The following is a 24,690-nucleotide window of genomic DNA, read 5'->3' as shown; positions in this document are numbered from 1 at the left end:
CTGATGTCTGAAAACGCGCCCCTCGTTTGCTTGCTGCATGGCCCCGATCAACCGGGGTTGGTGGCCAAGGTGTCGGGTTGGATATTCGAGCGCGGGGGGAACATCGTGCACGCGGATCAACACCGCGACCTGGAGGAAGGCATCTTCTTTCAACGTGTGGAGTGGATTCCGGCGGGTGATGCCGCGGTCGAAGAAGCCGCGTTTCGCGAGTTTGCCGGGGCGTTGGGCATGAACCCTTCGGTCGCGTCTCCGGCGCGTCGGACCCGGGTGGCGTTGTTTGTGTCCAAGGCCGATCACTGTTTTCACGACATCGCGCTGCGCTGGAAAGCGGGGGAGTATGCGTGCGACATTGTCGCCGTGGTCTCGAACCACCAGGTGCTGGAAGAGGCATCGCGGCACTACGGTTTGCCGTTTCACCATGTCCCGATCAACGCGACCACGAAGCCCGTGGCGGAAGCGGCCCAGCTCGCGTTGCTGCGCGATCTGGACGTCGAGCTCGTGGTGCTCGCGCGCTACATGCAGGTGTTGTCCGATGATTTCCTGAGCAAGTTTGCCCGGCCGGTCATCAACATCCACCACTCCTTTTTGCCGGCGTTCGCGGGGGGACGTCCCTACCATCAGGCTCACACCCGTGGAGTGAAACTGATCGGAGCAACGGCGCATTATGCGACCGCCGTGCTCGATGACGGACCGATTATTCAGCAGGACGTCGCTCGGGTGACGCACCAGCACGAGGTCAACGACCTCATCCGCAAGGGCCGTGATTTGGAAAAGATCGTGTTGGCCCAGGCGGTGCGGTGGCACCTGGAGCACCGCGTTCTAGTCTACGGCAACAAGACCGTGGTTTTCGATTAGTCGGATCGGACCCTGCCGGTCGCGGCCTAAATCCTGCCTTTACGGCCCCCGAGCCATGTGTTTCGGTCAGCGTTTACGCACTCATGTCCAAGTCCAACGAAACCCCTTCCGCACCCGCGGGCGACGATCGCAACATCGTGGCCGCCGATGCTTCCGCTCCGACCACTGACTTCGAAACCGTCGTCGTCCGGTTTTGGGAGAAAAACCGCGTCGCCCTGTTGGCTGCGACCATCGTCGTGGTGGTCATGATTCTCGGCCGCCACGGTTGGGAAATGATGCAGGACAGCAAGGCCGCCTCCACCCGCGAGGCCTACGCCGCGGCGACGACCGATGCGGCCCGCACGTCTTTTGCCCAGGAGTATGCCGGCACCGAGTTGGCTGGTGCCGCGTGGTTGGAAGTGGGCGACACCGCTTTCAAGGACGGTCGTTTCAGCGAAGCGATCAATGCTTACGACTCGGCCGCCGCCGAGCTCGAAGGCACCGTGTTTGCCGACCGGATTCGTCTGGGACGCGCCATGGCCCAGACCCTCAACGGTGACAGGGCGGGTGGACAAAGTGCCCTGCGCGATCTGGCCAACAATACGGGAGTATCTCCGGCGGTCCGCTGCGAAGCGGCCTTCCATCTTGCGTCCTCCGCGGCGGCAAAGGGAGACACCGAGACGCTCAATGCGCTGGCCACCCAGATTGCAGCGATCGATACGGCTTCGAATTGGAACCAGCGTGTCGGCGTGCTGCAGGCGGCTGCGGCTTCGGCAAATTCGGCCAGCGACGTTTCGTTTGCGACCCCCTGAACCAAGTTCGGGGTGGTCGGGACGGAGAGATTCGAACTCACGACTTCCTGCTCCCAAAGCAGGCGCTCTACCAGGCTAAGCTACGTCCCGTAACAAACCGAAGGGCCACGCCACCGTGAAGCGAAGGGTCTGTCAATCTTCGGGTTGAAACTATTTAAGACGGCCACCACGTCACGCGTTCGCCATTTACCTGCTTGCTTAGACCGGGCAAGGCCACGTAGACCCTGTAGTTTAGATTTTCACCCATGGACACCATTTCTCAGGAAAATAACGAGTCGTTCAGCTGGCTCCCCTTGCTTGCCTTGATTGTCGGCGTCATCGCCGCCGTATTGGGCGGGGTTGCTCTTAAGAAGCTCGGCGATATCAATAAAACTCTCGCCGATCAAAACGCGCTGACGGCGCGCATTGACAGCCTCGAGACCGAGTTGCGCAAGACGTCGACTTCCGCCGATGCTGCCACGCAGCGCATCAACAAGGTCGCCGCCGACACCAACACGGCGTTCAAGCAATTCAGCGACGCTTTCGGCGGCCTGCGCACCGAGTTCGAAACCATCAAGGAATCGGCCGTCAAACCCGCGCCGGTCGTCACGTCCGCACCCGGTGGTTCTTCCGGTCCCGCGGTGGCTGGCCCCGACGAATACGTCGTCAAATCCGGAGACACCGGCATCAAGATCGCCCGCGCGAACAACGTCTCGTGGGGCGACCTGCAGGCGGTTAACCCGAGCGTGAATTGGAATCGTCTCGGGGTCGGGCAAACCATCAAGTTGCCCAAGAAATAAGCACCTGAGCTCCCGCTTTTAGCACCTCCCTTCCGTTCTCGGCTGGGAGGTGTTTTATTTTCGGACCATGTCTTCCTCCTCACCTTCCGAATGGCAACGCGGCGCCGATCGCGACCTCCTGCAAACGCGGATATTCGATGTGAGATCGAGTGCGTTTCGGCACCCGGCCAGAAAGGTGGCTAAAGAGTTTCTGGTCATCGATGCCCCGGACTGGGCCATTGTATTGGCCCTCACGCCGGCGGGCGAGTTGGTCTTGGTGAGGCAATTTCGATTCGGCGCGCAGCAGATTTCCCTGGAGTTTCCGGGGGGCGTAATCGAGGCCGGGGAAGCCCCCGCTCGCGGGGCGGCTCGCGAATTGCGGGAGGAAACCGGCTATACCGGCGCGGACCCGATCGTGTTGGGCACGGTCTTTCCCAACCCCGCGATTCAGAGCAATCGCGCGCACATCATTCTGATCACCGATGCCGTTTGCACCGATCCACTGCAATGGGACGCCGACGAAGAGCTCTCGCTTTCGCTCCGGCCCGTCGTCGAGGTGATCGCCCTGGCCCGGGCCGGTGGCATGCTGCACGCCTTGATGCTCAATGCGCTGTTCCTGTTTGAACCGTGGTGGCGTGAACAACAACGCGCGCGGGATGAGGCGGGAATTTGACTTGGCGCATGGGGCTCATTAGCTGACCGACCTTGAAGATGTCCGCTCCTCAATTTGCCAATGCCTCCGCCTCCATCGGCCCCGCCGTCGGCGACCGCCTGCCTGCTTCCCTCGAACAGGAGATCCGCCGGATTTATGAGCGCAGTCCGCTCTACGGCAAACGCTTCCCGTTGCACTCCGAGCCGTTGGGCTGGGGCTGTTATGCCGAAATCCCGCAGCTGACCAAAGGCGAGATCGTCGAGCGCGGTCATCAGTCGTTCTTCGCCGATTACACTGAAATCGAGCGCGGCCTCGACGAATCACGTTTCGAATACGAGAGCACCTCGGGCACGACATCCGGTCCCATGACCGTGATCATGGAAGACGGTTGGTGGGATGAGCAAACCGCCCGGGCCTACCAGGCGTCGCCGGTGCTTCGCCCGTTTGTGGGGAAACCGTTTCGCAAGTGCATCCTCGCGCCGGTCGGCTGCTCCAGCAACTTGTGTCCTTACGAGGATCACCCGTTTCCGAACCGTTATTTGGACGGCACCGTTTATCTGAACCTGACCAGTGACCCGTTTGTATTCCGCGAGTCCGAGTGGGATCGGATCGTGGTCGAGCTGCAGGCGGTCAAGCCCGACATCATCGAGGGTGAGCCCATCTATTTGTCCCTGCTGGCCCGGGCCGTGGCGCGCCGGGGCGTGACCGTGCCGAGCGTGAAGGCCGTGATTCTCACTTATGGCAAGGCGAGCCTGCAGCACAGTCGTCGCATCGCGGAGGTGTTTCCCGCGCCCCAAGTCGATCTCTATGGTTCGACGGAAGCCGGTTACTTGTTCGTGGGCGACGCGTTTCAGGACAACTCCCAGGTCATTGACGACAATGCCTTCATTGAACTCGTGCCGTATCGGAATCTTGAAGACACGTTTCAGATTATCGTGACCACGCGTGGTCGGGAGGCCATGCCACTGCTCCGCTATCACACCGGCGACATCGTGCAGCGTCATCCGGCAGGGTTTCGGGTGTTGGGCCGGGAGAGCGGATTGTATTTCCGTCCGGACGGCTCGCTGGTGTCGCCGACCGACATCGATCATGCCCTGCCCGAGAATTTCGTGTGTTGGCACTACTCCCTGGTGCAGACCAAACCCGATCGGTGGGATTTCCACTACGTCGCGGATCACACCGCGCCGGAGACCGTGATCACCGCCATTGCCGAAGTGCTGGGCGGAGGGGCGCGGGTCGTCGCTTTCCGGCGGCGTCACATCCCGCCGGCCGCCAGCGGGAAGTTTGCGTTGTTGAAGCCGTTGGTGGACTGATCAGGCGATGGCCGCCGCACGATGGTGGCGGCGACGGCGCGTGAGGTAGAACCCGCTCAGCAGTCCGACGAAGATCGCACCATAGCTGGAAGGCTCCGGCACGGGATTGGCCAGCTGGGCGCCAAAGCCCATGAAGTCGACATTACCGTGGGTGTTACGATCGGTGTCGGTGCGGTAGACGGTGTTGTCCGTCCAATCGACGAGGTCGACGCTGGTCGCGGCATTCACGTCGCTGGCCATGATGGAAAAGCCCTGAATCGTGCTGCCGACTTCCAGTCCGAGATCGGTGAAGCGGATCATGATACCCACGAGTTCCAGATCGGAACCAAACACGGTGAAGTTTGAAGCGCTGCCCGACAAGTTGTCGCTGTTGGTGTAGGTCGCCCGACCGAAATCGAGGCTGCTGTTGTCGGTGGGAGAATTAAGACCGGTGCCGAACGAGTCGGGCGCGATATTCAGCCCCGTGTTCGCGTAGGAGTCGGGGGTGTAGGTGGAGGCATCCCAGCTGTCGAAGGCCGCGATTTTAAACGCGTCACCTTGGTTGCCGACGTTTTCCAAATCGAAGAACACGATGCCGGCGCCTTCCTGCACGACGTAGTCGCCGAAATAGAAGTCGATACGCTCGATGTTCGAGTTCTGCGAGTTGCTGGAGCTGCCGGTGTTGGCGAACGGATCGCGCACGCCCGTGAAGAGGTTTCCGTCGGTAAACACCTCTTCCAAGGTGGTCGGGGCGGTGCCATAGGCGCTCGTGCCAGACCAACGGCTCTGCTGCACTTGGTAGAACAACGTGGTGTTGTCCGGGTTACCGGCGGTGGTGTTGCGACGAATGTGCACACTGTCGGCGACGGGGCCGTCGAAGCGGTAGGATTCGCCACCGGCATCGATGGTGTTCACGTCATACAATTCGTTGCGAAACGTGATGCCACCCTGAGTAGAGTTGGGATCGTTTTGACGCGGACCGTAGGAAATGTCGGTCACCGCGATCTGGGCAAACGCGGCTGGCACGATCGCAAACGTGGCGATGGTGGCGAGGCGGTTGAACAGCGTGGATAATGACATGGCGGGTGGCGGGTCGAAGATTGAATCGTTTAGTCTAGGGTTAAGACCCTATGGGGTGTTGACCCTAGATGCAAGGGCAAATCGACCTTTCCTCCAAGTCCCGCTGACCAAGCGACATACACTTCTCCGCCGTTTTAGTTGCCCTTATAGGGAAGGGAAGCGACGGCTGGGGCGTTTACATCTGTAATTGAGGGTGCCAACGTCCCCATTCCCGGGTCGGGCGAAAGGTCTGACCGATTCAACCCCGCTTAACATATTATCGATGAACCTGTTCCGCAACTTGTTCACATCATCCATCGGTCGCAAGCTGCTGATGGCGGTGACCGGCCTCGTTTTGGTCGGGTTTGTCACTGGGCATTTGGTCGGCAATTTGCAGATCTTTTTGGCTCCGGACCACATTAACGGCTACGCCCATTTCCTGCAGTCCCTGGGGCCTGCGCTGTGGGCGGTGCGTCTGTTCCTGCTCGCCTGTGTGGTGATTCACATCTGGGCGGCGGTGGTGTTGACGCTGGAAAGCAAAGCGGCCCGCGGACCCAAAAACTACGGCGTCAACCGCTGGCTGCGGGCGACCGTGGCTTCTCGCTACATGCGGATGAGCGGCCTCGTGGTGCTGGCGTTCATCCTTTACCACCTCGCGCACTTCACCGTGGGGGCGGCGGGAACGGAGACGTTCAAAACGGCTTTGCCTCATTGGACGATGCAGCACGATGTCCGGGAGCTGGGCATTCCGTTGGCCGAAGCCGGCACCGAAGTTCACGACGTCTATTCGATGGTGTTTCTCGGTTTCGCTCACCCGTTGGTATCGCTCTTCTATATCGTCGCGGTGGGGCTGTTGAGCCTCCATCTTTGGCATGGCGCCGATTCGGTTTTCCAGACGTTCGGCCTGCGCAACGGCTCCTGGTCGGGCGGTTTGCGGCGAGTGGTGGGGCTATTTTGCCTGCTCTATTTTCTGGGCAATCTCGCCATTCCCGGGGCGATCCTGACCGGTGTCGTCAAGCCTGCCGAGGGCACCACCGCCCACTCCCAACTGATTTCCCAACGCTAACGCTTTCCGTCATGGCCCAACTGAATTCCAACGTTCCTCCCGGCCCGCTCGCCGACAAGTGGACGAACTACAAAGCGAACATGAAGTTGGTCAACCCGGCCAACAAACGGAAATACAAGGTGCTCGTCGTCGGGGCCGGTCTCGCCGGCGCGTCCACCGCCGCCACCATGGCCGAGCTCGGTTATCAAGTGGAGTGCTTCGTATTCCACGACAGCCCTCGCCGCGCTCACTCGATCGCCGCCCAAGGAGGCATCAATGCGGCCAAGAACTATCAAAACGACGGCGACAGCGTTTATCGTCTGTTCTATGACACGGTAAAGGGGGGCGACTACCGCTCCCGCGAAGCCAACGTCCATCGCCTCGCCGAGGTTTCGGTCAATATCATCGATCAATGCGTCGCGCAGGGCGTCCCGTTCGCCCGGGAATACGGTGGTCTGCTCGCCAACCGTTCTTTTGGTGGCGCGCAGGTTTCCCGCACATTCTACGCTCGTGGCCAGACGGGTCAGCAGTTGCTGCTCGGGGCCTATTCCGCGCTATCCAAGATGATCGGGGCCGGAGCGGTGAAGATGCACACCCACGCCGAGATGCTCGATATCGTGCTCGTCGATGGTCAGGCCAAGGGCATCGTGGTGCGCAATCTCATCACCGGCGAGATCACCCGCCACGCCGGCGACGCGGTCGTCATGGCCACGGGCGGCTACGGCAACGTCTTCAATCTCTCGACCTACGCGCGTGGTTCCAATGTCACCGCCGCGTGGCGCGCCTACAAAAAGGGCGCCTGTTTCGCCAACCCGTGTTACACGCAGATCCACCCGACCTGCATTCCCGTTTCCGGCGATTACCAGTCCAAGCTCACGCTCATGTCGGAGTCGCTCCGCAATGACGGTCGCATCTGGGTGCCCAAAAAAGCCGAGGACTGCGGCAAGCCGCCCGCATCGATTCCCGAAGCCGACCGCGATTACTACCTCGAACGCATTTATCCGAGCTTCGGCAACCTCGCTCCCCGCGACGTTTCCTCCCGCGCGGCCAAGCGCATGTGCGACGAAGGTCGCGGTGTCGGGCCGACCGGCCTCGGGGTGTATCTGGATTTCGGTGACGCCATCAATCGTCTGGGGGCCGACACCGTGCGCGCCCGTTACGGCAACCTCTTCGACATCTACAAGGAGATCACCAACGAATCGGCTTACGAGCAGCCGATGCGGATCTTCCCCGCCGTCCACTACACCATGGGCGGACTCTGGGTGGACTACAACCTGATGTCCAATGTCCCCGGATTGTTCGTGCTGGGTGAAGCCAATTTCTCCGACCACGGGGCCAATCGTCTCGGTGCCTCCGCGCTGATGCAGGGACTCGCCGACGGTTACTTCGTCGCGCCCTACACGGTGGGCAACTACCTCGCCACCCAGAAACCCGGCTCCGCGCCCTCGGCCGACGACGCCGCCTTCAAAGCGGCCGCCGCGGATGTCAGCGCGACGACCAAGCGTTTGCTGGCCACCAAGGGCAAGGAACCCGTCAGCCACTTTCACAAACGCCTCGGCAAGATCATGTGGGATCACTGCGGCATGGCCCGCACCAAGGAAGGCCTCGAAAAGGCCATCGAACTCATCCCGCAGTTGCGCGAAGAATTCTGGGCCAACGTCAATGTCCCCGGCTCCGACGAATCGCTCAATCAAGCGCTCGAAAAAGCCGGGCGCGTGGCCGATTTCCTCGAACTGGGCGAACTGATGTGCCGCGACGCGCTCACTCGCGAAGAGAGCTGCGGCGGTCACTTCCGCGAGGAATACCAGCATCCGGATGGCGAGTGTCTTCGCGACGATGACAACTTTGCCCACGTCGCGGCGTGGGAGTATCAAGGCGAAGGCAAGGAGCCGACCCGCAATGTCGAAAACCTGAACTACGAGACGGTCAAGATGAGCGTCCGGTCCTACAAGTAATCCACGGAACCCACCAACCTGTTTCTCCCGATGGTCGCTGACACTTCTTCCACCAAAAACATTGCTCTGACCCTGCGCGTGTGGCGCCAAAGCGATACCGCCACCGAGGGTAAGTTTGTCGACTACAAGGCGACGGACTTGAACCCGAACATGTCCTTTCTCGAGCTGCTGGACGTGATCAACGACGATCTCGAGCAGCGGGGGGAGGAGCCCATCGCGTTTGCCCATGATTGTCGCGAGGGCATCTGCGGCACGTGCTCGCTGGTCATCGACGGCAAACCTCACGGTCCGCACGAGGGCATCGCCTCCTGCCAGACCTATGTGCGCAGTTTCAACGATGGCGATGTGATCGTGGTCGAGCCTTACCGGGCGAATCCCTTCCCCGTCATCAAGGACTTGGTCACGGATCGAACGGCCTTTGATAAAATTCAACAGGCGGGCGGTTTCATCAGTGTGCGCACGGGCGCGGCCTGCGACGCCAATGCCACGCCGATTCCCAAGGAAAACGCCGACCTCGCCATGGACGCCGCCGCTTGCATCGGCTGTGGCGCCTGCGTCGCGGCCTGTAAGAATTCCTCCGCCATGCTCTTCGTCGGCGCCAAGGTTTCGCAATTGGCGCTCCTGCCGCAGGGGCAGCCCGAGCGCGACCAACGCGTGCTCAACATGGTGTCGACCATGGATGCATTGGGTTTCGGCAACTGCTCGAATCAATACGAGTGTTCCGCCGCCTGCCCGAAGCTCATCAGCCACGACTTCATTGCCCGGATGAACCGGGACTACACCAAGGCCACCTTCCGCTCCGCCTTCCAAGGCAAGCCCGCGATCTGAGGCAGACGCGCCCGTCGGGATGGCCAAGGAGCGCGCTCGCGCGCGATAAATACCGAGCACGGGTGGTAAAACGCGATCGCCCACCTACCTTGTAGGTAGGCTACTTAAGCCGCATGGCTGTCGCAGGAACTTTTCAGGGACGGGATTGCTCCGTGCCGTGAGTTGCGCGAACCTGTCGGCATGTGGGTTTCCTGCCATGCCGCCTTACGCGGCGGACGTTTGCTGCTGGCAGCCGGTATGGCGGGGGCCGTCGTGGGATCATCGCCGAGCGTCCAACCGGTGGTGGCGAAAATCGAACTCATTACTCCGGAATCAACGGCGGCTTGGAGCGTCCGCGGTTTCCCGTTGATCAAACCCACCCACTACACGTGGGAGATGATGGCCGGACGCCAAGTGCTGGTGGGGCGCAGTGAAGACGCGAACCGATCGCTGGTTCGCGAGCTCAAGGTGGAGCAACCCACTCATGCGGTCCTGCGTTGGCGCTGGCATGCGACCGGCACCTTGCAGGGTGATCCGCCCGAGCGCACCAAGGCCGGCGACAACTACGCGGCGCGCGTGTTTGTGATCTTCGAAACATCGTGGCTGCCGACCCGCACCCGGGCCATCAATTATGTGTGGTCCGCCCGCGAACCGGAAGGGAGCCGCTTTGCGAGCCCTTACAGTGATCACGTGCGCCTGATGGTGCTGCAGAGTGACAGCGATCGACAAACACCGACGCCGGTGGAGTGGCGTTTTGAAACCCGGGATGTGCTCGCCGACTATGCCGCCTGTTTTGGTGAAGCGCCCTCTGTGATCAACGCCATTGCCGTCATGGTGGACACCGATGGATCGGATCACCGGGCCACCGGCTGGTTTTCCGACATGGTGCTGGAAATAAGTCCGGCACCCGCGAACGCTGCTCCGTGATGGCGATCTCCGCCCCTTCCGTAATTATCCCGACCCTCAATGAAGCGGCCCATTTGCCCGCGACGTTGCGACGGCTGGCGCAGGTGTGGCCCGCCGCCGAAGTCATCGTGGTCGATGGGGGCAGCACGGACCAAACCCTGGCCCTCGCGATCGGTGCCGGGGTGCGCACGTGGATTGCGCCGCAGCGCGGGCGGGGCGTGCAACTGCATGCCGGCAGTCGCTTGGCGACCCGACCCTGGCTCCTCTTTCTACACGCCGACACCTTGATTGACGCGCCTGCCCGCGAGGTCGCCCAAGCGTATTGCGCCAGCGAGCGCGGGCGGGTGGCGAGTTTTCGCGTTAAATTCGACGACCCGCATTGGCTGCTGAAACGCAGTGCGTGGTTCACGCGGTTCGACTCGGTATTCACGCGCTTTGGCGATCAGGGGATTTTGATTCGCGCCAGTTATTATCGGAAGCTGGGCGGGTTCGAGCCGTGGCCACTTTTTGAGGATGTGGACTTGCTGCAGCGGGCACGTCAGCACCGACCGGTCGACGTGTTGCCCGCAAGTGTAACCACGTCGGCGCGTCGCTTTCGGGCGCGCGGTCACCTTAAACAACAACTGCGCAATGGCGCGCTCCTCCTGCGCTTCCTCGCCGGAGCCGACCCGCGGCGACTCGCCCCGGCGTATCCGCCGGTGGGACAGCTTGGCGGCCCGGGTGGCCAATCGTAACATGATCGTCCGTCTGATCGTTCTCCTGAGTTGGTCGGTGCCGGGGCTGGCGGCGGCGTCGGACCACGCGTTGTTTTCGGCCGTGCTGGCCGACCATGTGCGGGACGGTCGGGTTGATTACGCGGCGTTGCGGCACGATGCGCGCTTGTCGCGTTATCTGGCGCAATTGGCGGACACATCGCCGGACGAGCTGGCCAGCGAGGCGGAGCGTTTGGCGTTGTGGATCAACGCTTACAACGCCTACACGCTCAAGCTGGTGGCGGATGACTACCCGGTTAAGAGTATCCATGATTTGGGCACAGGTGGACGCATCCTGGGCTGGTTGCTCAACCGCACGCCGTGGGATATCCGTTTTGCCGTGGTGGGCGGGCGAACGCTTACGCTCAATGAAATCGAGCACGAGATTCTCCGTCCGCAGTTTGAGGAACCACGCCTCCATTTCGCGATTGTTTGCGCGGCGGTGTCCTGTCCGCCGTTGCGCGCCGAGGCTTATCAGGCCGACCGCTTGGACGCCCAACTCGATGATCAGGGGCGCCGCTTTCTGCGTGATGGGGTGCGCAACCAGTTCGATGTCGCCGGACGCCGGGCGCGGTTGTCACCGATCTTCTCGTGGTTTGCGGAGGATTTCGGCAAAACGGACGCGGCGGTATTGCGCTATGTCTCGCGCTTTGCCCCGCCGGACGTGGGGCGCGAGTTGGCGGCGGGGGCGGACCGATGGTCCGTGTCGGCCACGGACTACGATTGGTCCCTCAACGATTTTAAAAGTCCTTAAAGCGCGGCCGGGCCAGCTTCCTCCGTGCGGATGCGGATGGCTTGTTCCACCGGCATGACGAACACCTTGCCGTCGCCGATTTTGCCGGTCTTGGCGTTGCGGGCCAACACATCGATCACTTCGGACACCCGGGCGGCGGGCACCACGAGTTCGAGTTCCAATTTTGCCATGAAATCGATCACGTATTCGCTGCCGCGGTAGATTTCGGTGTGCCCCTTTTGACGGCCGAATCCTTTGGCTTCCGTGACCGTCATACCCTCGATGCCGATATCGTGCAGGGCTTCGCGCACGTCATCGAGTTTGAACGGTTTAATGATGGCTTTGATGAGTTTCATGACGGGAAGAGGAGTTCAGGATGTAGGCGACTCTACAGGCACGCCCTTACAGACGCCTGAACGACCGGATTTCCAATCGTAAAAATCAAATAATTGCGCCCGGTAAAGGCGGCGAATTGCGCTGGCGGCTTCGCCGTCGCCCCCCCGGGCGTTGTCAGCGATTACAGCGCATTTTCCCCGTGTTCTTCGGTGCGGATGCGAAGGGCGGTTTCGACAGGCAGGACGAACACCTTGCCGTCGCCGATTTTGCCCGTCTTGGCGTGGCGCACGATGGCGTCGATGGCCGGACCCACCAGGTCGTCGGCGATCACGATCTCGATCGTGGTTTTGGGCAGAAAATCGATGGTGTATTCGCTGCCGCGATAGATCTCGGTGTGCCCTTTCTGACGACCGAAACCTTTGGCCTCGGTAACGGTCATGCCTTGGACGCCGATTTCGTTCAAAGCCTCGCGGACTTCGACCAGTTTGAAGGGTTTGATGATGGCTTTAACCAGTTTCATAAGAGGGAAGGTAAGGTGGTTTATTCGGGGTGGTAAGCGGTCTCGCCGTGCTCGGCTTGATCGAGTCCGGTTTCCTCAACTTCACGGTCGATGCGTAAACCGACGGTGGCTTTGACCAAGGCGATGATCAGGAGCGTGCCGATTGCAGACCAGATCAGGGTGAATCCGACGCCTTTCACCTGGGCGATGAATTGTGCACCCATGTCGGTCACGCCCGTGCCGCCAAACATCGCGGTGCCGAGGAAGGCCACCAGCAGCGAGCCCATGATGCCACCGACACCGTGCACGGCGAACACGTCCAGGGCGTCGTCAATCTTCAGGCGTTGCTTGATGAAACCGCAGGAGAAATAGCACACGATGCCGGCGAGGAAACCGATGATCGCCGCGCCCATCGGCCCCACGTGGCCCGACGCGGGTGTGATCGAAGCCAGACCGGCCACCATGCCGGTGACAATGCCCACGACGCCGGGCTTGCGCGCTTTGGTCCATTCGACCGCCATCCAAGTAAGACTGGCAACCGCGGCGGATATATGGGTCACGAGCATCGTCATGCCCGCGGCCGCGCTGGCTCCGCCCTGGCTGCCGGCGTTGAAGCCGAACCAGCCGACCCATAACATCGACGCGCCGATCACGACCATGCCGGGATTGTGCGGGGGCACGATGTGCTTGGGAAACTCGCGACGCGGTCCCACGGCCTTGGCGAGCAACAGGGCGGAGATCCCGGCGGTGGCGTGAACCACGATGCCGCCGGCGAGGTCGATCACCCCGTCCTGCTGCATCCAACCACCACCCCACACCCAGTGGGCGACGGGTGTGTAGACGATGATCAACCACAGCGCGGAAAACAGCATCATGGCGGTAAATTTCATGCGTTCGACAAACGCCCCGACGATCAGCCCGGGCGTGATGATCGCGAACGTCATCTGAAACATGACAAATATGGTCTCGGGAAAGGTGCCGCCATTGAGCTCGCCGATGCTGATGCCCCGCAAAAACACGTGCTGCAGATCGCCGATCCATCCGTTGCCTTCCGAAAACGCGAGGCTGTAGAGACCCGCGACCCACAATACCGAGGCGAGGCACGTGATGGTGAAACAGTGCATCAGCACGGAGAGCACATTCTTCACCCGCACCAGGCCGCCATAAAACAGCGCCAAACCGGGCAACATCATAAACAGCACCAGCACGGTGGAGGTGAGCATCCAGGCGGTATCGCCGGAATCGAGGGTGCTCGGCGCATCTTGGGCGGACACGAGCGAGGGAAAGCAGGCTAGTCCGAAGAGCAGCGCGAGGGGTCGGAGCTGAAGCAGTCGCATGGGGGGCAGGGGTGAGCGTCGAGCGCCGGAAGAAAGCGCATCAAGGGCCCACAATGAAAATTGTTAATACCTGCGGGCAATGCCTAAACCATGCATTTCGTTCATGGCTTGGCGGATATCTCGACGACGCGGCGCGAGGCGGCACGGATCCGGTCCTTCCATTTCCCTGTTGACGGCCAACATAAAGACTTATGTTGATTGCCAACATGAAGAAGTCGCCCAGTCGGTTGGATGTATTGCAAGGCACGTTGGACCTGTTGGTGCTCAAGACGCTCTCCGCGCTGGGGCCGCAGCATGGTTACGGCATTGCCCGGCGCATCGAACAGGTTTCGGGCGATTTGCTCGCGCTGAACCAGGGCACCCTTTACCCGGCGTTGCTCCGGCTCGAGCAGCAGGCGCTCATCACGTCGGAATGGGGCGTGAGCGACAAGAACCGGCGGGCGCGCTTTTATCAGCTGACGGCGGCCGGCAAGGCGCAACTGGAGAGCGAGATCAACCGGTGGCGGCTGCTGAGTGCGGCCGTCAACGCCATCATCGCCGAGCCGTCCACCGTCTGACCCCTCGATTTATCATGCGTTTCGGAATCTGGATCAATCGCCTGAAGCATTGGGGGAAACGCGGCGAACTGCGCCGACGGCTCGACGAAGAGCTGGCCTTTCATTTCGACGAACTGGTCGCGGAACATGAGCGCCGGGGGCTGTCGCCGGCGGCCGCGCGACGGGCGGCGCAGCGCGATCTGGGCAATAAAACGCTGACGCGCGAATCCTATCGGGAGCAGGCGGGGTGGCCGTGGTTGGAAGAGCTTGGTCGCGACATTTCGTTGGCATTGCGAAATCTCACACGACGCCGCGGTTACGCCCTGAGCATGATCGGGCTGCTGGCCGTCGGCCTGGCGGCGACGTTGTCGGTTTATGTGCTCACGGACGCGATGCTGCGGCGCGCCTTGCCCGTGCCGGAGCCGGAGGAGTTGCATCTGATCGCGGATGCCGAGGGACAGCCGGCGTGGTTTTCGCGAGCGACGTTGGACCGATTGCGCGCGAACGTGCCCCAAGCGGCGGTGATCGCCTATGGGGGTGAAACCCAAGTGACGGTGCAGCGTGGCCGCCAACCGGCTCAAAGTGTGAGCGGTCAGCTCGTCTCCGGCGGAGCGTTCGCGGGGTTGGGGTTGATCCCCGCCCACGGTCGCCTGCTCAATCCGGGTGATGATCGCATCGGTGAAGGCGCGCCGGTGGCCGTGGTGTCGTATGCTTGGGCGCAGCGCGAGTATGGATCCGCGCCGGCGGCGGTGGGCCAGGAACTGTTGGTCAACCAAATGGAGCTCGAAGTCGTTGGCGTGTTACCCGAGCGGTTCCATGGCTTCGATGCGGTGGACCGCGTCGATTTGTTTTTCCCGACCGCGTTGCAGCCGCAGCTCGGGATATCGAGCAATGCGCATGAATTCGCGTCGGACGACCGCCCGAACGATCCGGACTGGAATCGCGAGAACCGCGTGCGTTGGCTTGAGACGTTGGTCAGAGTCCCGTCTGGATTGGCCGTGGCCACCGTGGGCCCGGCGTTGGAGATGGCGGTCGCGCCGGACCGGGAAGATTTGATTTCGCAGATCAATAGTCCGGAAGAACGTGAGGGCGTGCGTCGTATGAGCTGGCAGGTCGTGGCCGCCCCCGGGGGCTACTCGAACGCTCGCAATGCTTTTGCTGGCACTGGCCGCATGTTGACGGGGTTGGTGGTGAGTCTGTTGCTGCTCACGTGCGCGAACCTATCCGGCATCATGCTGGTGCGCACACTCTCGCGGCATCGCGAGATGGGGGTGCGGTTGTCTTTGGGCGCGGGACGCTGGCGCACTTGCCGTTTGGCGGTGGTGGAAGCGGTCGTGTGTGGGATTTTGGGCGCCGTGGTGGGTCTGCTGTTGGCGACGTGGATGTTGCCCGCGGCGGCGCAATTGCTCACGCCGGGAGCGACGTTGACGCTCGAACTGGTGGGATGGTCGCAGCTCACGATGCTGGTCGGGGTGGCATTGTTCTGCAGTGTGGGATGTGCGCTCGTGCCCGCTTGGTGGATCGCGCGCTTGCAGCCGTTGGTGGCGCTGAACGGTGCCATGGGCGGAGGTTCGATGCCGCAACGCGTGGGCCGCGCCTTGGTCGCGGTGCAACTCGCGCTCGCAGTCATGCTGGTGGCGGTGTCGTTGAGTTTGGGTGGAGAGATCGCGGAGGTGCTGAATCGTGACCCGGGTTTCGAACGCGATACCGTGCTGACGACTCGATTTAATCCTCGTGCGGCCGGCTATACCTCGGACGGATTGGCGGGACTCAACCAGCGTCTGCGCAATACCGTGGAACAGGTTCCCGGCGTCGAACGGGTGGGGCTTTCCTCCAATGGCATCCTCGCGGGGAGTCGCTCCCGGAGCGGCGTGTTTCCGCGCGGCGAAGGGCTGACGGGGCGGGGAGGCAACTACCAGCAAGACACGGCTGATATCGACTATTTGGCTACGGTGGGACTGCGTCTGCTGCAGGGCCGTTGGTTCGAAGTCACGGACACGGACGATGCGCCACAAGTCGCGGTCGTGACGCGCGCCTTCGCCCGGGCCATGTGGGGCCGGGCCGATGTCATCGGCGAGCAATTTGGCTATGATTACGAAGCGACCGAAAACGACATGACCGTGATTGGAATTGTGGCCGACGCGGGCATCAACCAGGCCCGCGAAACGGAAACGGAGATGTTCTTCACCCCGGGCGAGCAAAACCAATGGGGCTATGGTTTCCTGGCGGTGCGGGTGTCCCGCCATCCCGACGCGGTGCGGCGAATGTTGGTCGAAGCCTTGGAAGCGGCAGAGCCCGGACTCGTGTTTGGCCGTTGGGAAACGCTCGGCGAGCGCCGCGAAGGCAACATGCGCCGGGAGATCGCCTCGTCCCGGCTTGCCACGATCATTGCGGGCGTGGCGATGTTGCTCGCGACTTTTGGCGTGGGTGGATCGCTGGCTCACCTCGTCACATTACGCCAGCGCGAGTTGGCGGTGCGAGCGGCGCTGGGAGCAACGCCCAACCGCCTGCTGCGCGGCGTGCTTCACGACGGCTTGCGTATTGGACTCCAGGGCGCGGCCGGCGGTGGTGCGCTGGTGGCGCTAGTCGCGTGGGGCGTGCCCGTGGTGAGTTGGTGGGATGCCTCGCCCAGCGCCGTGGTGGGGATCGTGGCCGCGGGCGGCGGGGTGCTGGCTGCGGTGGTCGGCGGCTGGCTGCCCGCGCGTCGAGCTTCGCGCGTTGACCCGCAGCGCATGCTGAAGGCCGACTGAAGCGAGCGGCCCGGCGGGGTTAGTTCAGGGACAGGCTGATCGACGAGACGTCAACCGTGCCCGACGCCTTGGAGGTGCTCTTCATCTCGTTGTCGGCGGCCATGACGATCACGCGGGACTTGAGATCATAGGTGAGAGATCCACTGCGGACGGCCGCCACCACCCGATCGACGACTCGTTGGTTTTCGAGCACGAAGGTGACGTCCTGCGTGTTACTGCTCAGCGATTGCGTGCCCAACGGCTTGGCGGAAACCGCTCGCCCGACCTCGACACCATTGAGCGACAGTTCGAGTTGCAGGCCGCGGACCCCGATGGGCCGGAGCGTTTCATTGTAGCAACGCACGGTCACCACCATTTCGGTCAGTCCGGCTTGGGAGCGAATCGAGCGGATGCCGTCCAGTTGCACGACAAGTCCGGCGAGATCCTTGGGCATGCCGGAGCAGCCAGCCAAGAGCGTGGCGATGAGAACAACGGGAAGAAACAAACGGCGCAGAAGTAAGGTCATGAAAATTTCAGGGTTTGGGTTCACCCATGGCGGGCAAAACGGTCGACCGCAAGGCCGGTGATGAAGATGTGAATCAACTCGCGAGGTAGAGGGGGGAGCTCGGTCCGACCGGCAGCCCCGTCAACATCCATGCGATGAGCAGAATCGTCCATGCGATGGCAAATGCGACGGAGTAGGGCAGCATCGTGGCGATGATCGTGCCCATGCCCGTGTCGCGGTCGTATTTGCGCGCGAAGGTGATGATCAACGGGAAGTAGGCCATCAACGGCGTAATGATGTTGGTCACGCTGTCGCCCACGCGGTAGGCGGCCTGCACGAGCTCCGGGGAGAATCCGAGCAACATGAACATGGGCACAAAAATCGGCGCAATGAGCGCCCATTTGGCCGAGGCGCTGCCGACGATCATGTTGATGGTGGCGGCGAGGAACACCAAGCCGATCATCATGGGAATGGGCCATTCGTCGAGACCGAGGGCCCGCAGACCGTTGGCCCCTTTGACTGCAAAAATGAAGCCGAGATTGGTCCAGTTGAAGTAGGCGATGAACTGGGCGGCGAAAAAGGCCAGCACGAGATACGCGCCCAGCGTGCCCATGGCGTCGTTCATCGCGCCCACCACGTCGCGGTCGGATTTGATGGTCTTCGCTCCGAGCCCGTAGGCCATGCCGCTGCCGAAACCCAACACGAACAGAAACGGCACCAAGTAGCTGAAGGGCAGGGCGCGCATCTTCAAATCGGGATAAGCCGGGTTACGCAGGAAACCGCCTTCGGGCACGATGCCGACGACCATGACGGCCGTCGCGATGACGGCGAAAACGCCGGTGAACCAGAGACCACGCTTTTCGGCTGCGGATAGTGGGACCATGGCCTCGGGTTTGATGCCGCCGTCATACGAGCCGAGGCGAGGCTCCACCACCCGGTGCGTCACCCATGTGCCGATGCCGGTCACCAGAAACGTGGAGATGAAGATGAAGTAGTAGTTGGCCAGTCCGGTGACCGTGTAGGTGGGATCGATCAGCCGCGCCGCCTCGGTCGAAAGTCCGCCGAGAATGACATCAATCGCACTGATCAGCAGGTTGGCACTGAATCCTCCGGATACGCCGGCAAACCCCGCCGCGAGTCCGGCCAGCGGATGACGTCCCACCGCGTGAAAAATCGTCGCTGCCAAGGGCAGCAACAGCACATAGCCGACATCAGCGCCGACGTTCGACATCACGCCTGCAAATACGACGATCGGCGTGAGCCAACTGCGCGGCGTCGACAAAACCAGCGCCCGCACCGCCGCCCCGATGAGTCCGGCTTTCTCCGCCACCGCGATGCCGAGCAAACAGACGATGACGACTCCGAGGGGATGAAACGACACGAAGACGTGCACCGTTTCCTGCACAATTTTCTGAAAGCCGGCGAGATTGAGCAAACTCACGGCTGAGATGGTTTCACCACTCGCGGGATGTTGCACGGCGAGTCCGACCGCTTGCGCGACAGCCGAGGCCAGCAGGGTGAAAACCGCGAGCATCGCAAACAACGTGGCAGGTTCGGGGAGGGCGTTGCCGACGCGTTCGACGGTGCCGAGCACCCGGGCGAGCAAACGAGGCGAGGCGGACTTCGTATCAGGCATGCGATGACGAAAAGAACCTCGCGCCGCAGGGCGAGCCAAAGCGACCCATGAGTCCCGTGCGTCTCCGCACAGTTGTCACCTATTAGGTGACAAACGGGTGGGCACGACCTCAGTGGGGGCCCACAAGTTCGCGGCCACCGTAGAGATTGAACGGCGCCCAGAATTGGGGGTGCTGGAAGCCTTTCAGTTTACCGGCGATCATGTCGCGTTTGACTTGGGCAATGGCGAGGTCGCTCGGCACACCTTCTTTGAGGTGCAACTCGTAGTAGCGGCGCATGAAGTAAACCGTGCTGTAGTCGGATACCGGCCAGAGCGAAGCCAGCACGTTGTCGGCCCCGGCCTTGAGTAGGGAACCCGTCAGGCCGACGACGCCCTCACCGGCGATGATGGCACCGAGTCCGGTTTCGCAGGCGGAAAACGTCACCAGCTCGGCGCGCAATTTGAGTGACTCAAACTCCGTGATTTGGAGACGGCCATCCCGCTCCGGCGGCATGTCGGCGGTGATCTCACCTTCCCAGGAAAGCAGGATGCACGACAAGTCCGGCATGGTGGGCACCGCAGAGCCGTGCACGGCGAAATGCAAAACGCGCGCCTCCGCGAGTTCGCCTCGAGCGGCCATGGCGCGGATGTGCGGCTCGGCGACATCGCGGCCGGTGACGATGCGGGAACCGGGCAGCAATTCACTCAGCAATTCCACTTCGGCCTTGGTGCCGGCGAGGTTGCTGGCTGGCCCCCGGGCCCAACCGGCGTAGGGACTGCGGGCCCCGGCGGCCTGCGCGCTGCGCACCGCCGTCACGGCTTGGAGCTCGGTTTTGATCTGTGGAGCGGATGCCATGACCTGCTGGTAGCTCTCGGGGTTGTAAACTGCGCCGCCAAAACCGAGGAATGGTCGCAAATAAGTAGCCGGAGCACGCTCGGCAAGTTCGAGCGTGGTGAGCAGCGACGGGGTGAGCGACACGCTGTGGGTTTCCACCAGCAACGCGCCGGACTGCAGCTCGCGCAGCGCATCAAACGGCACGTAGGCGAGCAGGCCGCTGGGCGATACCAACAGTCGCGTGCGCTCGCCGAGCTCGGGCAATACGGGAGCCATGAGCACGTGATGCAGCAGTTTACCCGTGACCACCGACGCGGGGAAGAGGGCCGACATTTTCTGGCGGTCGCAATAGATGGTCTCACGGAAGAATGCGACCAAGCCGGCGAGCGTGATGTCGTCGCCGAGGTGATAGCGGGTGGCGTCCACGTCTTTGCGTTGGGCGGCGAGCACGTCGTCCTTGGGCAGAAACTCGAGCAACTCGGGCAGCATCTGCAGCGAGAGTCGCACGACCTTCAAATCGTTGGCGGTGAGCACAAACGCGACCGGGTCGGTTTCCGTCCAGTCGGCGTTGGCGTAGGACACCGCCGCGATGTCGGGGGGCAGGCGCTGTTGCAGCTCGCGCAATCGCGAGACGCGATCGGCGACCGATTCGAGTGCGACGGGCCGGCCGGCGAGGGCGTCGCGCAGGTTGCGGGCTTTCAGGGCTTCGCTGGCGGCGAGCGCCTCCCAGGGCTGGTTGTTGCGCAGATAGGTTTCCAACAGCCAGCGGTAGTGGTCGGCCTGCAGCGCGAGCAGTTGCTGGCGATCCTCCGGGGTGGCGGTGAGGCGCATGGTCTCCACCTCTTGGATACCGAGGGTGAGAAAAGCCACGGCCTGGGCGTAGTCCCGCTCCTTCATCGAAATCTCGCCGGCAATGGCCAGCGTTTCAATGTGAAGATCGGGGATCGCCCCTTCCTGCGTGCGGAGCATGGCGCCCATGATGTTTAGCCGGGCGCTCAGCAGGTCGTCGCGCGCGAGGGCGAGGCGAGACAGGCCGAAGCAAGCCTGCGCGAGTTCGCGGGGAGCCTCCAGGCGCTGGGCCAGTTCCCGGGCGGCATCGAAGAGTTCCCGGGCGTCGTCGAGGTGCTCACGTTTGCGCTCGGTCTCGGCGTAGAGCAGCAGGCTTTGGGCGGTGGGCACGTCGCCTTTTTTTACCCAATCGCTGGCGGGACGGCGACGACTCGAACGGACGCGGCGGAGATCGCTGGAAAGGGCGTCGCGCGCGAGGGCGTGCGCCGCGTCGAGGTCGTGAAGACCGAGGTGGCAGGCGGCGCGTTCGCGGTGGAAGGCGGCAATCTGGGCATAGTCGGTGACGATCTCTTCGAGCAGTGGTTCCGCTTGTTGGTAGAAACCGAGCGCACCGGAGAGATCGCCCCATGCGCGGTGCAGGTGGGCGTCCGCTTGGTGGAGTTGGAGTTGCCAGGCCCGGGCGGCGGTGTGGGGGCGCGGTCCCAGGGCGCGCAGTTCCCGCAGCGTGGCGGAGGCGGCGATGAGCTCACCGCTGCGCCGCTGCACGGCGAGGGCGATGCCGAGTTCGCCCGGAAGATCGCGATCGGGAGGGGCGGTTTTTCGGGCGAGTTCGAGGGCCGCCAAGGCCTCGGTGTGACGCCCGAGTTGGGAGTCTACCGCGGCGAGACGCAGGCTGGCGAAGTAGCGATCGCGATCGTTTTGGGAGAGTTCGAGCGCGGCGGCGTAATAGGTTGCCGCGCGCTTGAACTGGTTTTCGGTTTCCATGCGATAGCCCTCGGAAAACGCGGCGCTATGTGACGCGAATGTCCGCCCCGCAGCGGTCTGCGCCGCCAAGGGGCGGGGCTCGGCGGTAAGCAGGCTGACGACGATCAGCGCCAGTGGAAGGCGAGGGCTCAAGCCGTGCATCTCGTGGTCGGGCGAGGTGCTTATTTATTGGCCTGCGAGTAGGCGTAGCGGGCCCACTCCAGGAACTGAGCATCATTCTTTTTCGCGGGATCAACCTGCATCCACATGTTGGCGACACCGACGGTGAGCTTCCAATCCTTGGCTTGGTAGGCGACGGAGAAGATGCTGGGCAGGAGTTTCAGCTGCTGCTCTTTGGTGCGACATTGGTCGAGGGCTTTGACGAAGAGATCGAGACCGGCCTTTTGCTGCCCGGCGGCGATTTTCTGCTGCGCAATTTGAGTGTAGGCGTCGATGCGCTGAGAGGTGTGCGGGCGGTTTTTGGGGTCGACGAGATCGAGCTCGTCGACCGCCTTCAGCGTGGCCTCGAGGTTGCCGGCGTTGCGGGCGCTTTGCATGCGTTGCCATTGATACAGGAAGCGCAGGTCGCTCGACGTCGGGTAGAGTTGCAGGCCGTCCTCCAGCAGGGTGTTGGCGTCCTTGATTCGGTTGAGCGTGAGCAGGCCGGAGATCGTGCCGTAGTAGACGCTCTTGCTCGCAAAACCCTCGGCTATGGCCGTCTCGCCGATTTTCACCGCCTCGGTTTGCTTGTCCGCTTTGTTGAGGTCGCGGATGCGGTCGGCGATCTGCGAGGTCACGGAGCCGACCACGGTGTTGCGACGCCCGAGCCGGTCGATGCGGTCGCCTTCCTCGGCCAGGAGTTTCCGGGCAAAGGCTTCGCGTTCCTCGCCCTCAAAGTCGTAGAGTCGACGCAGGCTTTCGATGACGGGTTGGAGTTCCTGCTCGGCTGCGAGGGTGGCAGCCCACGCGTCGGCATCGATGACGGGGTCGGTGCCGACCACGGTCGCGAGATGGTGGCCCGAGGCGAGGTCCCACCGGTGGATTTCCTCGGCACCGATGGCGACGGAGAACAGGACACCGCTCTCCACCCCGACGGCGACTCCGGCGGGACCGGTGGGCACTTCGAACCGTTGCTGCAGGTCCTTGGTCTCGTAGTTCCAAATGCGAATGACGCCGTTGCGCGCCGCCGCCAGCAGCAGGGGCTCGGCGCCGGGCAGGAAGGTGACGAAGTGGTAGGGCTGGCTGTCGAGGGTCAGCTGGATCCGCGTCTTGGCCTCGTCTTCCCGGGCGAACGCGAGCACCTCACCGGTATCGAGGCAGAAGGCGAAATGGCTGGCGTCGTCGCTGAAGGCGATGTCGGTCACGGGACCGATGAACGCCTGCTGGTAGGATTTGACCATCAACCCTTCGGAGACGGTTTCGGACTCGGGCATGATGACGAGACCGATGCCGTGTTTGGGCTTTTCCCCGTTGCCGAGGTTGTCGATGCCGGAAAAGCCGAAGGCCGCGAACAAACCATCGCGGGACATGCCGACGGCGGTGATGTTGCTGGAGCCGAAAGCGTTCAGTTTGGAGTCGAGAGACCCGCGGCTGAATCCGGGGATGTGGGCCCACGCTTGGAAAAAGCGATCGCGTTCGAGGGCGGTGGCAATGGCCCCGGTGATGTTGGGGCTGGTGGTATTGTCACGCAGGTAGGGCTGCCCGCCGCCGATGAGGTCCCAACGGAAGAGCCCCTGGGTGGTGAACGCCATCAGGCGGTCCTGGAAGTCGAACGCCAGCCCGCGCACCTCGCCCTCGAATTCGTGTTGCGCCACGATCTCGTCGTTTTCCGTGGAGCGAACCATCACTGCGTGTTGGTCGGGGCTGAAGGCATAGCGGGCGCCGTCGTAACTCACGGCAAGGTCGGTGCAGGCCAGTTCGGCGCTGGTGCTTCTCGCTTCGCCGAGCCAGCGTGCGAAGGACGCCTTCCAGTCGATGAGGCGAAAGGCGGCATCGGAATCGCGATTGCGACGGACGAGTTCCTGGCGCAGGGCGAAGCCGAGGCGGGCGGTGATAAGCGGATCGGCGTTGGGCGGCGGGTCCTTGGCCAGCTCCGCTTTGATCTGCACGTTGGAGAGCTGTTGCACGCTGTCGGCAAACTCCTGGAGGAGTTCGAGCAACTTGTCGCGGATGGCGTTGATTTCGGCGTTGGACCGGCCGTCCTGGCGCAGTGGCACAAAATGGAGCTCGGCCATGGTGCCGAGCCCCGGATCGATCCCGCGAGATTCGGCGACGAAGTGTTCGTCGCGTTGCTGCGGGGTGAGATCGCTGCGGCGACCTTTGACGTAGGAATTGTCGGTGAGATTCAGGCTTTGAAAAAAGAAAATCCGCGGGCCGCCTCTGGCGACGATGCGGGCGTTGATTTGTTCATGGAGCTTGGCGAGGGCGGGTTTGTAGTCCTCGACGCGCCCCATGAGGTTGATGGCCTTCGCTCCCGCCATCATGCGCGCCATGGGGTTGATCCGGTTGGCCTGCTCTTGAAACGAGGCGGCCTCCCGCAGAGAGGGCAGCGCGGCCTCGAACAGGCCGATGAGGTTTTCGTGATAGTCCTGCAGGTCGGCGCCAAAGTCCGCGATCTCGTCCTGGTCGCGGTCGTCGAGAAAGTCTTCGATGCGGTCCATGGCCTCGTTGAGCTGAGGGATGGACATGTCGATGATCTGGGTCGGCAGACTGGAATTGGCCGAACGGAAGGCGGCGATGCGTGCCTGAAGCTGGCGCCAGTAGTCGACCTCTGCGGGCGTGGCGGGCGTGATTTCGGCCGGGGCGGTTTCCTGAGCGGGCGAACCCAGGGGCAGGCCGAGCAACGCTACCAGCGCGAACAGGCGTGGGAGAAGGTGGGGGCGAGTCATGCCGCCATTCTAGCGAAACGAGCGCGGCAACGGGATACGCCTACTTACGTAGA

21 protein-coding genes and 1 tRNA gene are annotated in these 24,690 nt (G+C 62.5%); 13 read left to right on the top strand and 9 right to left on the bottom strand.

All coding sequences use genetic code 11. From position 1 onward, the window contains the following. The first annotated feature begins 3 nt into the window (after window positions 1-3). Window positions 4-855 carry a formyltetrahydrofolate deformylase gene (purU, locus tag PXH66_RS16235; protein ID WP_330930594.1) on the top strand — a complete coding sequence of 284 codons (852 nt, stop codon included), beginning with the start codon at window positions 4-6 and terminating at the stop codon, window positions 853-855. A gap of 83 nt (window positions 856-938) precedes the next feature. Beyond that, a complete protein-coding gene (locus tag PXH66_RS16230; protein WP_330930593.1) occupies window positions 939-1,646 on the top strand; it encodes a tetratricopeptide repeat protein in 708 nt (235 codons plus the stop codon). A gap of 13 nt (window positions 1,647-1,659) precedes the next feature. On the opposite strand, the gene PXH66_RS16225 is transcribed toward PXH66_RS16230, so the two are convergent. After that, a tRNA-Pro gene (locus PXH66_RS16225) sits at window positions 1,660-1,736 on the bottom strand. 155 nt (window positions 1,737-1,891) lie between these two features. Between PXH66_RS16225 and PXH66_RS16220 the strand changes: the two genes are divergently transcribed. The 3 genes from PXH66_RS16220 (at window position 1,892) to PXH66_RS16210 (ending at window position 4,369) form a co-directional block, all read left to right on the top strand. After that, complete coding sequence (locus PXH66_RS16220) at window positions 1,892-2,425, top strand: LysM peptidoglycan-binding domain-containing protein (protein ID WP_330930592.1); 534 nt, start codon at window positions 1,892-1,894, stop codon at window positions 2,423-2,425. Window positions 2,426-2,492: 67 nt separating this feature from the next. Next, window positions 2,493-3,077 carry an NUDIX hydrolase gene (locus PXH66_RS16215; protein WP_330930591.1) on the top strand — a complete coding sequence of 195 codons (585 nt, stop codon included), beginning with the start codon at window positions 2,493-2,495 and terminating at the stop codon, window positions 3,075-3,077. A 38-nt stretch (window positions 3,078-3,115) separates the two neighbouring features. Beyond that, window positions 3,116-4,369 (top strand): phenylacetate--CoA ligase family protein, encoded by a 1,254-nt coding sequence (locus PXH66_RS16210; protein WP_330930590.1) that lies wholly within the window; start codon window positions 3,116-3,118, stop codon window positions 4,367-4,369. Here PXH66_RS16210 and PXH66_RS16205 read toward each other — a convergent pair whose 3' ends face one another. Then, window positions 4,370-5,428, bottom strand: coding sequence for a PEP-CTERM sorting domain-containing protein (locus tag PXH66_RS16205; protein ID WP_330930589.1), 1,059 nt, complete (start codon window positions 5,426-5,428; stop codon window positions 4,370-4,372). Between the two features lie 262 nt (window positions 5,429-5,690). On the opposite strand from PXH66_RS16205, the gene PXH66_RS16200 reads away from it, so the two are divergent. From PXH66_RS16200 to PXH66_RS16175, 6 genes are all read left to right on the top strand, one after another. After that, window positions 5,691-6,473 (top strand): succinate dehydrogenase cytochrome b subunit, encoded by a 783-nt coding sequence (locus PXH66_RS16200; protein WP_330930588.1) that lies wholly within the window; start codon window positions 5,691-5,693, stop codon window positions 6,471-6,473. Between the two features lie 11 nt (window positions 6,474-6,484). Beyond that, window positions 6,485-8,407, top strand: a complete 1,923-nt coding sequence (locus PXH66_RS16195; RefSeq protein ID WP_330930587.1) for a fumarate reductase/succinate dehydrogenase flavoprotein subunit — start codon at window positions 6,485-6,487, stop codon at window positions 8,405-8,407. Window positions 8,408-8,467: 60 nt separating this feature from the next. After that, complete coding sequence (locus PXH66_RS16190; protein ID WP_345781741.1) at window positions 8,468-9,235, top strand: succinate dehydrogenase/fumarate reductase iron-sulfur subunit; 768 nt, start codon at window positions 8,468-8,470, stop codon at window positions 9,233-9,235. A 180-nt stretch (window positions 9,236-9,415) separates the two neighbouring features. Next, a complete protein-coding gene (locus PXH66_RS16185) occupies window positions 9,416-10,141 on the top strand; it encodes a DUF3047 domain-containing protein (RefSeq protein ID WP_330930585.1) in 726 nt (241 codons plus the stop codon). Next, window positions 10,141-10,854 (top strand): TIGR04283 family arsenosugar biosynthesis glycosyltransferase, encoded by a 714-nt coding sequence (locus tag PXH66_RS16180; protein ID WP_330930584.1) that lies wholly within the window; start codon window positions 10,141-10,143, stop codon window positions 10,852-10,854. The genes PXH66_RS16185 and PXH66_RS16180 overlap by 1 nt, the downstream gene beginning before the upstream one ends. 1 nt (window position 10,855) lies before the next feature. Further along, a complete protein-coding gene (locus PXH66_RS16175) occupies window positions 10,856-11,626 on the top strand; it encodes a DUF547 domain-containing protein (protein ID WP_330932075.1) in 771 nt (256 codons plus the stop codon). On the opposite strand, the gene PXH66_RS16170 is transcribed toward PXH66_RS16175, so the two are convergent. From PXH66_RS16170 to PXH66_RS16160, 3 genes are all read right to left on the bottom strand, one after another. Further along, complete coding sequence (locus tag PXH66_RS16170) at window positions 11,623-11,961, bottom strand: P-II family nitrogen regulator (RefSeq protein ID WP_330930582.1); 339 nt, start codon at window positions 11,959-11,961, stop codon at window positions 11,623-11,625. The two genes, PXH66_RS16175 and PXH66_RS16170, sit on opposite strands and share 4 nt — an antisense overlap. Before the next feature lie 161 nt (window positions 11,962-12,122). Then, window positions 12,123-12,461, bottom strand: coding sequence for a P-II family nitrogen regulator (locus PXH66_RS16165; RefSeq protein ID WP_330930581.1), 339 nt, complete (start codon window positions 12,459-12,461; stop codon window positions 12,123-12,125). Between the two features lie 20 nt (window positions 12,462-12,481). Then, window positions 12,482-13,777: an ammonium transporter gene (locus PXH66_RS16160; protein ID WP_330930580.1), complete on the bottom strand. Its 1,296-nt coding sequence runs from the start codon at window positions 13,775-13,777 to the stop codon at window positions 12,482-12,484. A gap of 206 nt (window positions 13,778-13,983) precedes the next feature. Here PXH66_RS16160 and PXH66_RS16155 point away from each other — a divergent pair, with 206 nt between their 5' ends. Beyond that, window positions 13,984-14,334 carry a PadR family transcriptional regulator gene (locus PXH66_RS16155; RefSeq protein ID WP_330932074.1) on the top strand — a complete coding sequence of 117 codons (351 nt, stop codon included), beginning with the start codon at window positions 13,984-13,986 and terminating at the stop codon, window positions 14,332-14,334. A 14-nt stretch (window positions 14,335-14,348) separates the two neighbouring features. Next, window positions 14,349-17,063 carry an ABC transporter permease gene (locus tag PXH66_RS16150; RefSeq protein WP_330930578.1) on the top strand — a complete coding sequence of 905 codons (2,715 nt, stop codon included), beginning with the start codon at window positions 14,349-14,351 and terminating at the stop codon, window positions 17,061-17,063. Between the two features lie 19 nt (window positions 17,064-17,082). Here PXH66_RS16150 and PXH66_RS16145 read toward each other — a convergent pair whose 3' ends face one another. The 4 genes from PXH66_RS16145 to PXH66_RS16130 all read right to left on the bottom strand — a co-directional run bounded on the left by PXH66_RS16145 (window position 17,083) and on the right by PXH66_RS16130 (window position 24,637). Further along, window positions 17,083-17,568, bottom strand: a complete 486-nt coding sequence (locus tag PXH66_RS16145) for an LEA type 2 family protein (RefSeq protein WP_330930577.1) — start codon at window positions 17,566-17,568, stop codon at window positions 17,083-17,085. Between the two features lie 73 nt (window positions 17,569-17,641). Then, window positions 17,642-19,183, bottom strand: coding sequence for an AbgT family transporter (locus PXH66_RS16140; RefSeq protein ID WP_330930576.1), 1,542 nt, complete (start codon window positions 19,181-19,183; stop codon window positions 17,642-17,644). Window positions 19,184-19,292: 109 nt separating this feature from the next. Then, window positions 19,293-21,902, bottom strand: a complete 2,610-nt coding sequence (locus tag PXH66_RS16135) for a CHAT domain-containing protein (RefSeq protein WP_330930575.1) — start codon at window positions 21,900-21,902, stop codon at window positions 19,293-19,295. Window positions 21,903-21,931: 29 nt separating this feature from the next. After that, the gene (locus PXH66_RS16130; protein WP_330930574.1) at window positions 21,932-24,637 is read right to left on the bottom strand and encodes a WD40 repeat domain-containing protein; all 2,706 of its coding nucleotides are present in this window, start codon (window positions 24,635-24,637) and stop codon (window positions 21,932-21,934) included. Window positions 24,638-24,690 lie beyond the last annotated feature (53 nt).

The organism is Synoicihabitans lomoniglobus, from assembly GCF_029023725.1.
GTDB classification, from domain to species: Bacteria; Verrucomicrobiota; Verrucomicrobiia; order Opitutales; family Opitutaceae; genus Actomonas; species Actomonas lomonigloba.
The sequence above is the reverse complement of the archived record's forward strand: the minus strand, read 5'-3'. Positions and strand labels throughout refer to the sequence as shown.

Excerpts from the sequence above, each read along its gene's own strand:
- purU (WP_330930594.1), top strand. The coding sequence starts at position 4 with ATGTCTGAAAACGCGCCCCTCGTTTGCTTGCTGCATGGCCCCGATCAA.
- PXH66_RS16230 (WP_330930593.1), top strand. The coding sequence starts at position 939 with ATGTCCAAGTCCAACGAAACCCCTTCCGCACCCGCGGGCGACGATCGC.
- PXH66_RS16220 (WP_330930592.1), top strand. The coding sequence starts at position 1,892 with ATGGACACCATTTCTCAGGAAAATAACGAGTCGTTCAGCTGGCTCCCC.
- PXH66_RS16215 (WP_330930591.1), top strand. The coding sequence starts at position 2,493 with ATGTCTTCCTCCTCACCTTCCGAATGGCAACGCGGCGCCGATCGCGAC.
- PXH66_RS16210 (WP_330930590.1), top strand. The coding sequence starts at position 3,116 with ATGTCCGCTCCTCAATTTGCCAATGCCTCCGCCTCCATCGGCCCCGCC.
- PXH66_RS16205 (WP_330930589.1), bottom strand. The coding sequence starts at position 5,428 with ATGTCATTATCCACGCTGTTCAACCGCCTCGCCACCATCGCCACGTTT.
- PXH66_RS16200 (WP_330930588.1), top strand. The coding sequence starts at position 5,691 with ATGAACCTGTTCCGCAACTTGTTCACATCATCCATCGGTCGCAAGCTG.
- PXH66_RS16195 (WP_330930587.1), top strand. The coding sequence starts at position 6,485 with ATGGCCCAACTGAATTCCAACGTTCCTCCCGGCCCGCTCGCCGACAAG.
- PXH66_RS16185 (WP_330930585.1), top strand. The coding sequence starts at position 9,416 with ATGTGGGTTTCCTGCCATGCCGCCTTACGCGGCGGACGTTTGCTGCTG.
- PXH66_RS16180 (WP_330930584.1), top strand. The coding sequence starts at position 10,141 with ATGGCGATCTCCGCCCCTTCCGTAATTATCCCGACCCTCAATGAAGCG.
- PXH66_RS16175 (WP_330932075.1), top strand. The coding sequence starts at position 10,856 with ATGATCGTCCGTCTGATCGTTCTCCTGAGTTGGTCGGTGCCGGGGCTG.
- PXH66_RS16170 (WP_330930582.1), bottom strand. The coding sequence starts at position 11,961 with ATGAAACTCATCAAAGCCATCATTAAACCGTTCAAACTCGATGACGTG.
- PXH66_RS16165 (WP_330930581.1), bottom strand. The coding sequence starts at position 12,461 with ATGAAACTGGTTAAAGCCATCATCAAACCCTTCAAACTGGTCGAAGTC.
- PXH66_RS16160 (WP_330930580.1), bottom strand. The coding sequence starts at position 13,777 with ATGCGACTGCTTCAGCTCCGACCCCTCGCGCTGCTCTTCGGACTAGCC.
- PXH66_RS16155 (WP_330932074.1), top strand. The coding sequence starts at position 13,984 with ATGAAGAAGTCGCCCAGTCGGTTGGATGTATTGCAAGGCACGTTGGAC.
- PXH66_RS16150 (WP_330930578.1), top strand. The coding sequence starts at position 14,349 with ATGCGTTTCGGAATCTGGATCAATCGCCTGAAGCATTGGGGGAAACGC.
- PXH66_RS16145 (WP_330930577.1), bottom strand. The coding sequence starts at position 17,568 with ATGACCTTACTTCTGCGCCGTTTGTTTCTTCCCGTTGTTCTCATCGCC.
- PXH66_RS16140 (WP_330930576.1), bottom strand. The coding sequence starts at position 19,183 with ATGCCTGATACGAAGTCCGCCTCGCCTCGTTTGCTCGCCCGGGTGCTC.
- PXH66_RS16130 (WP_330930574.1), bottom strand. The coding sequence starts at position 24,637 with ATGACTCGCCCCCACCTTCTCCCACGCCTGTTCGCGCTGGTAGCGTTG.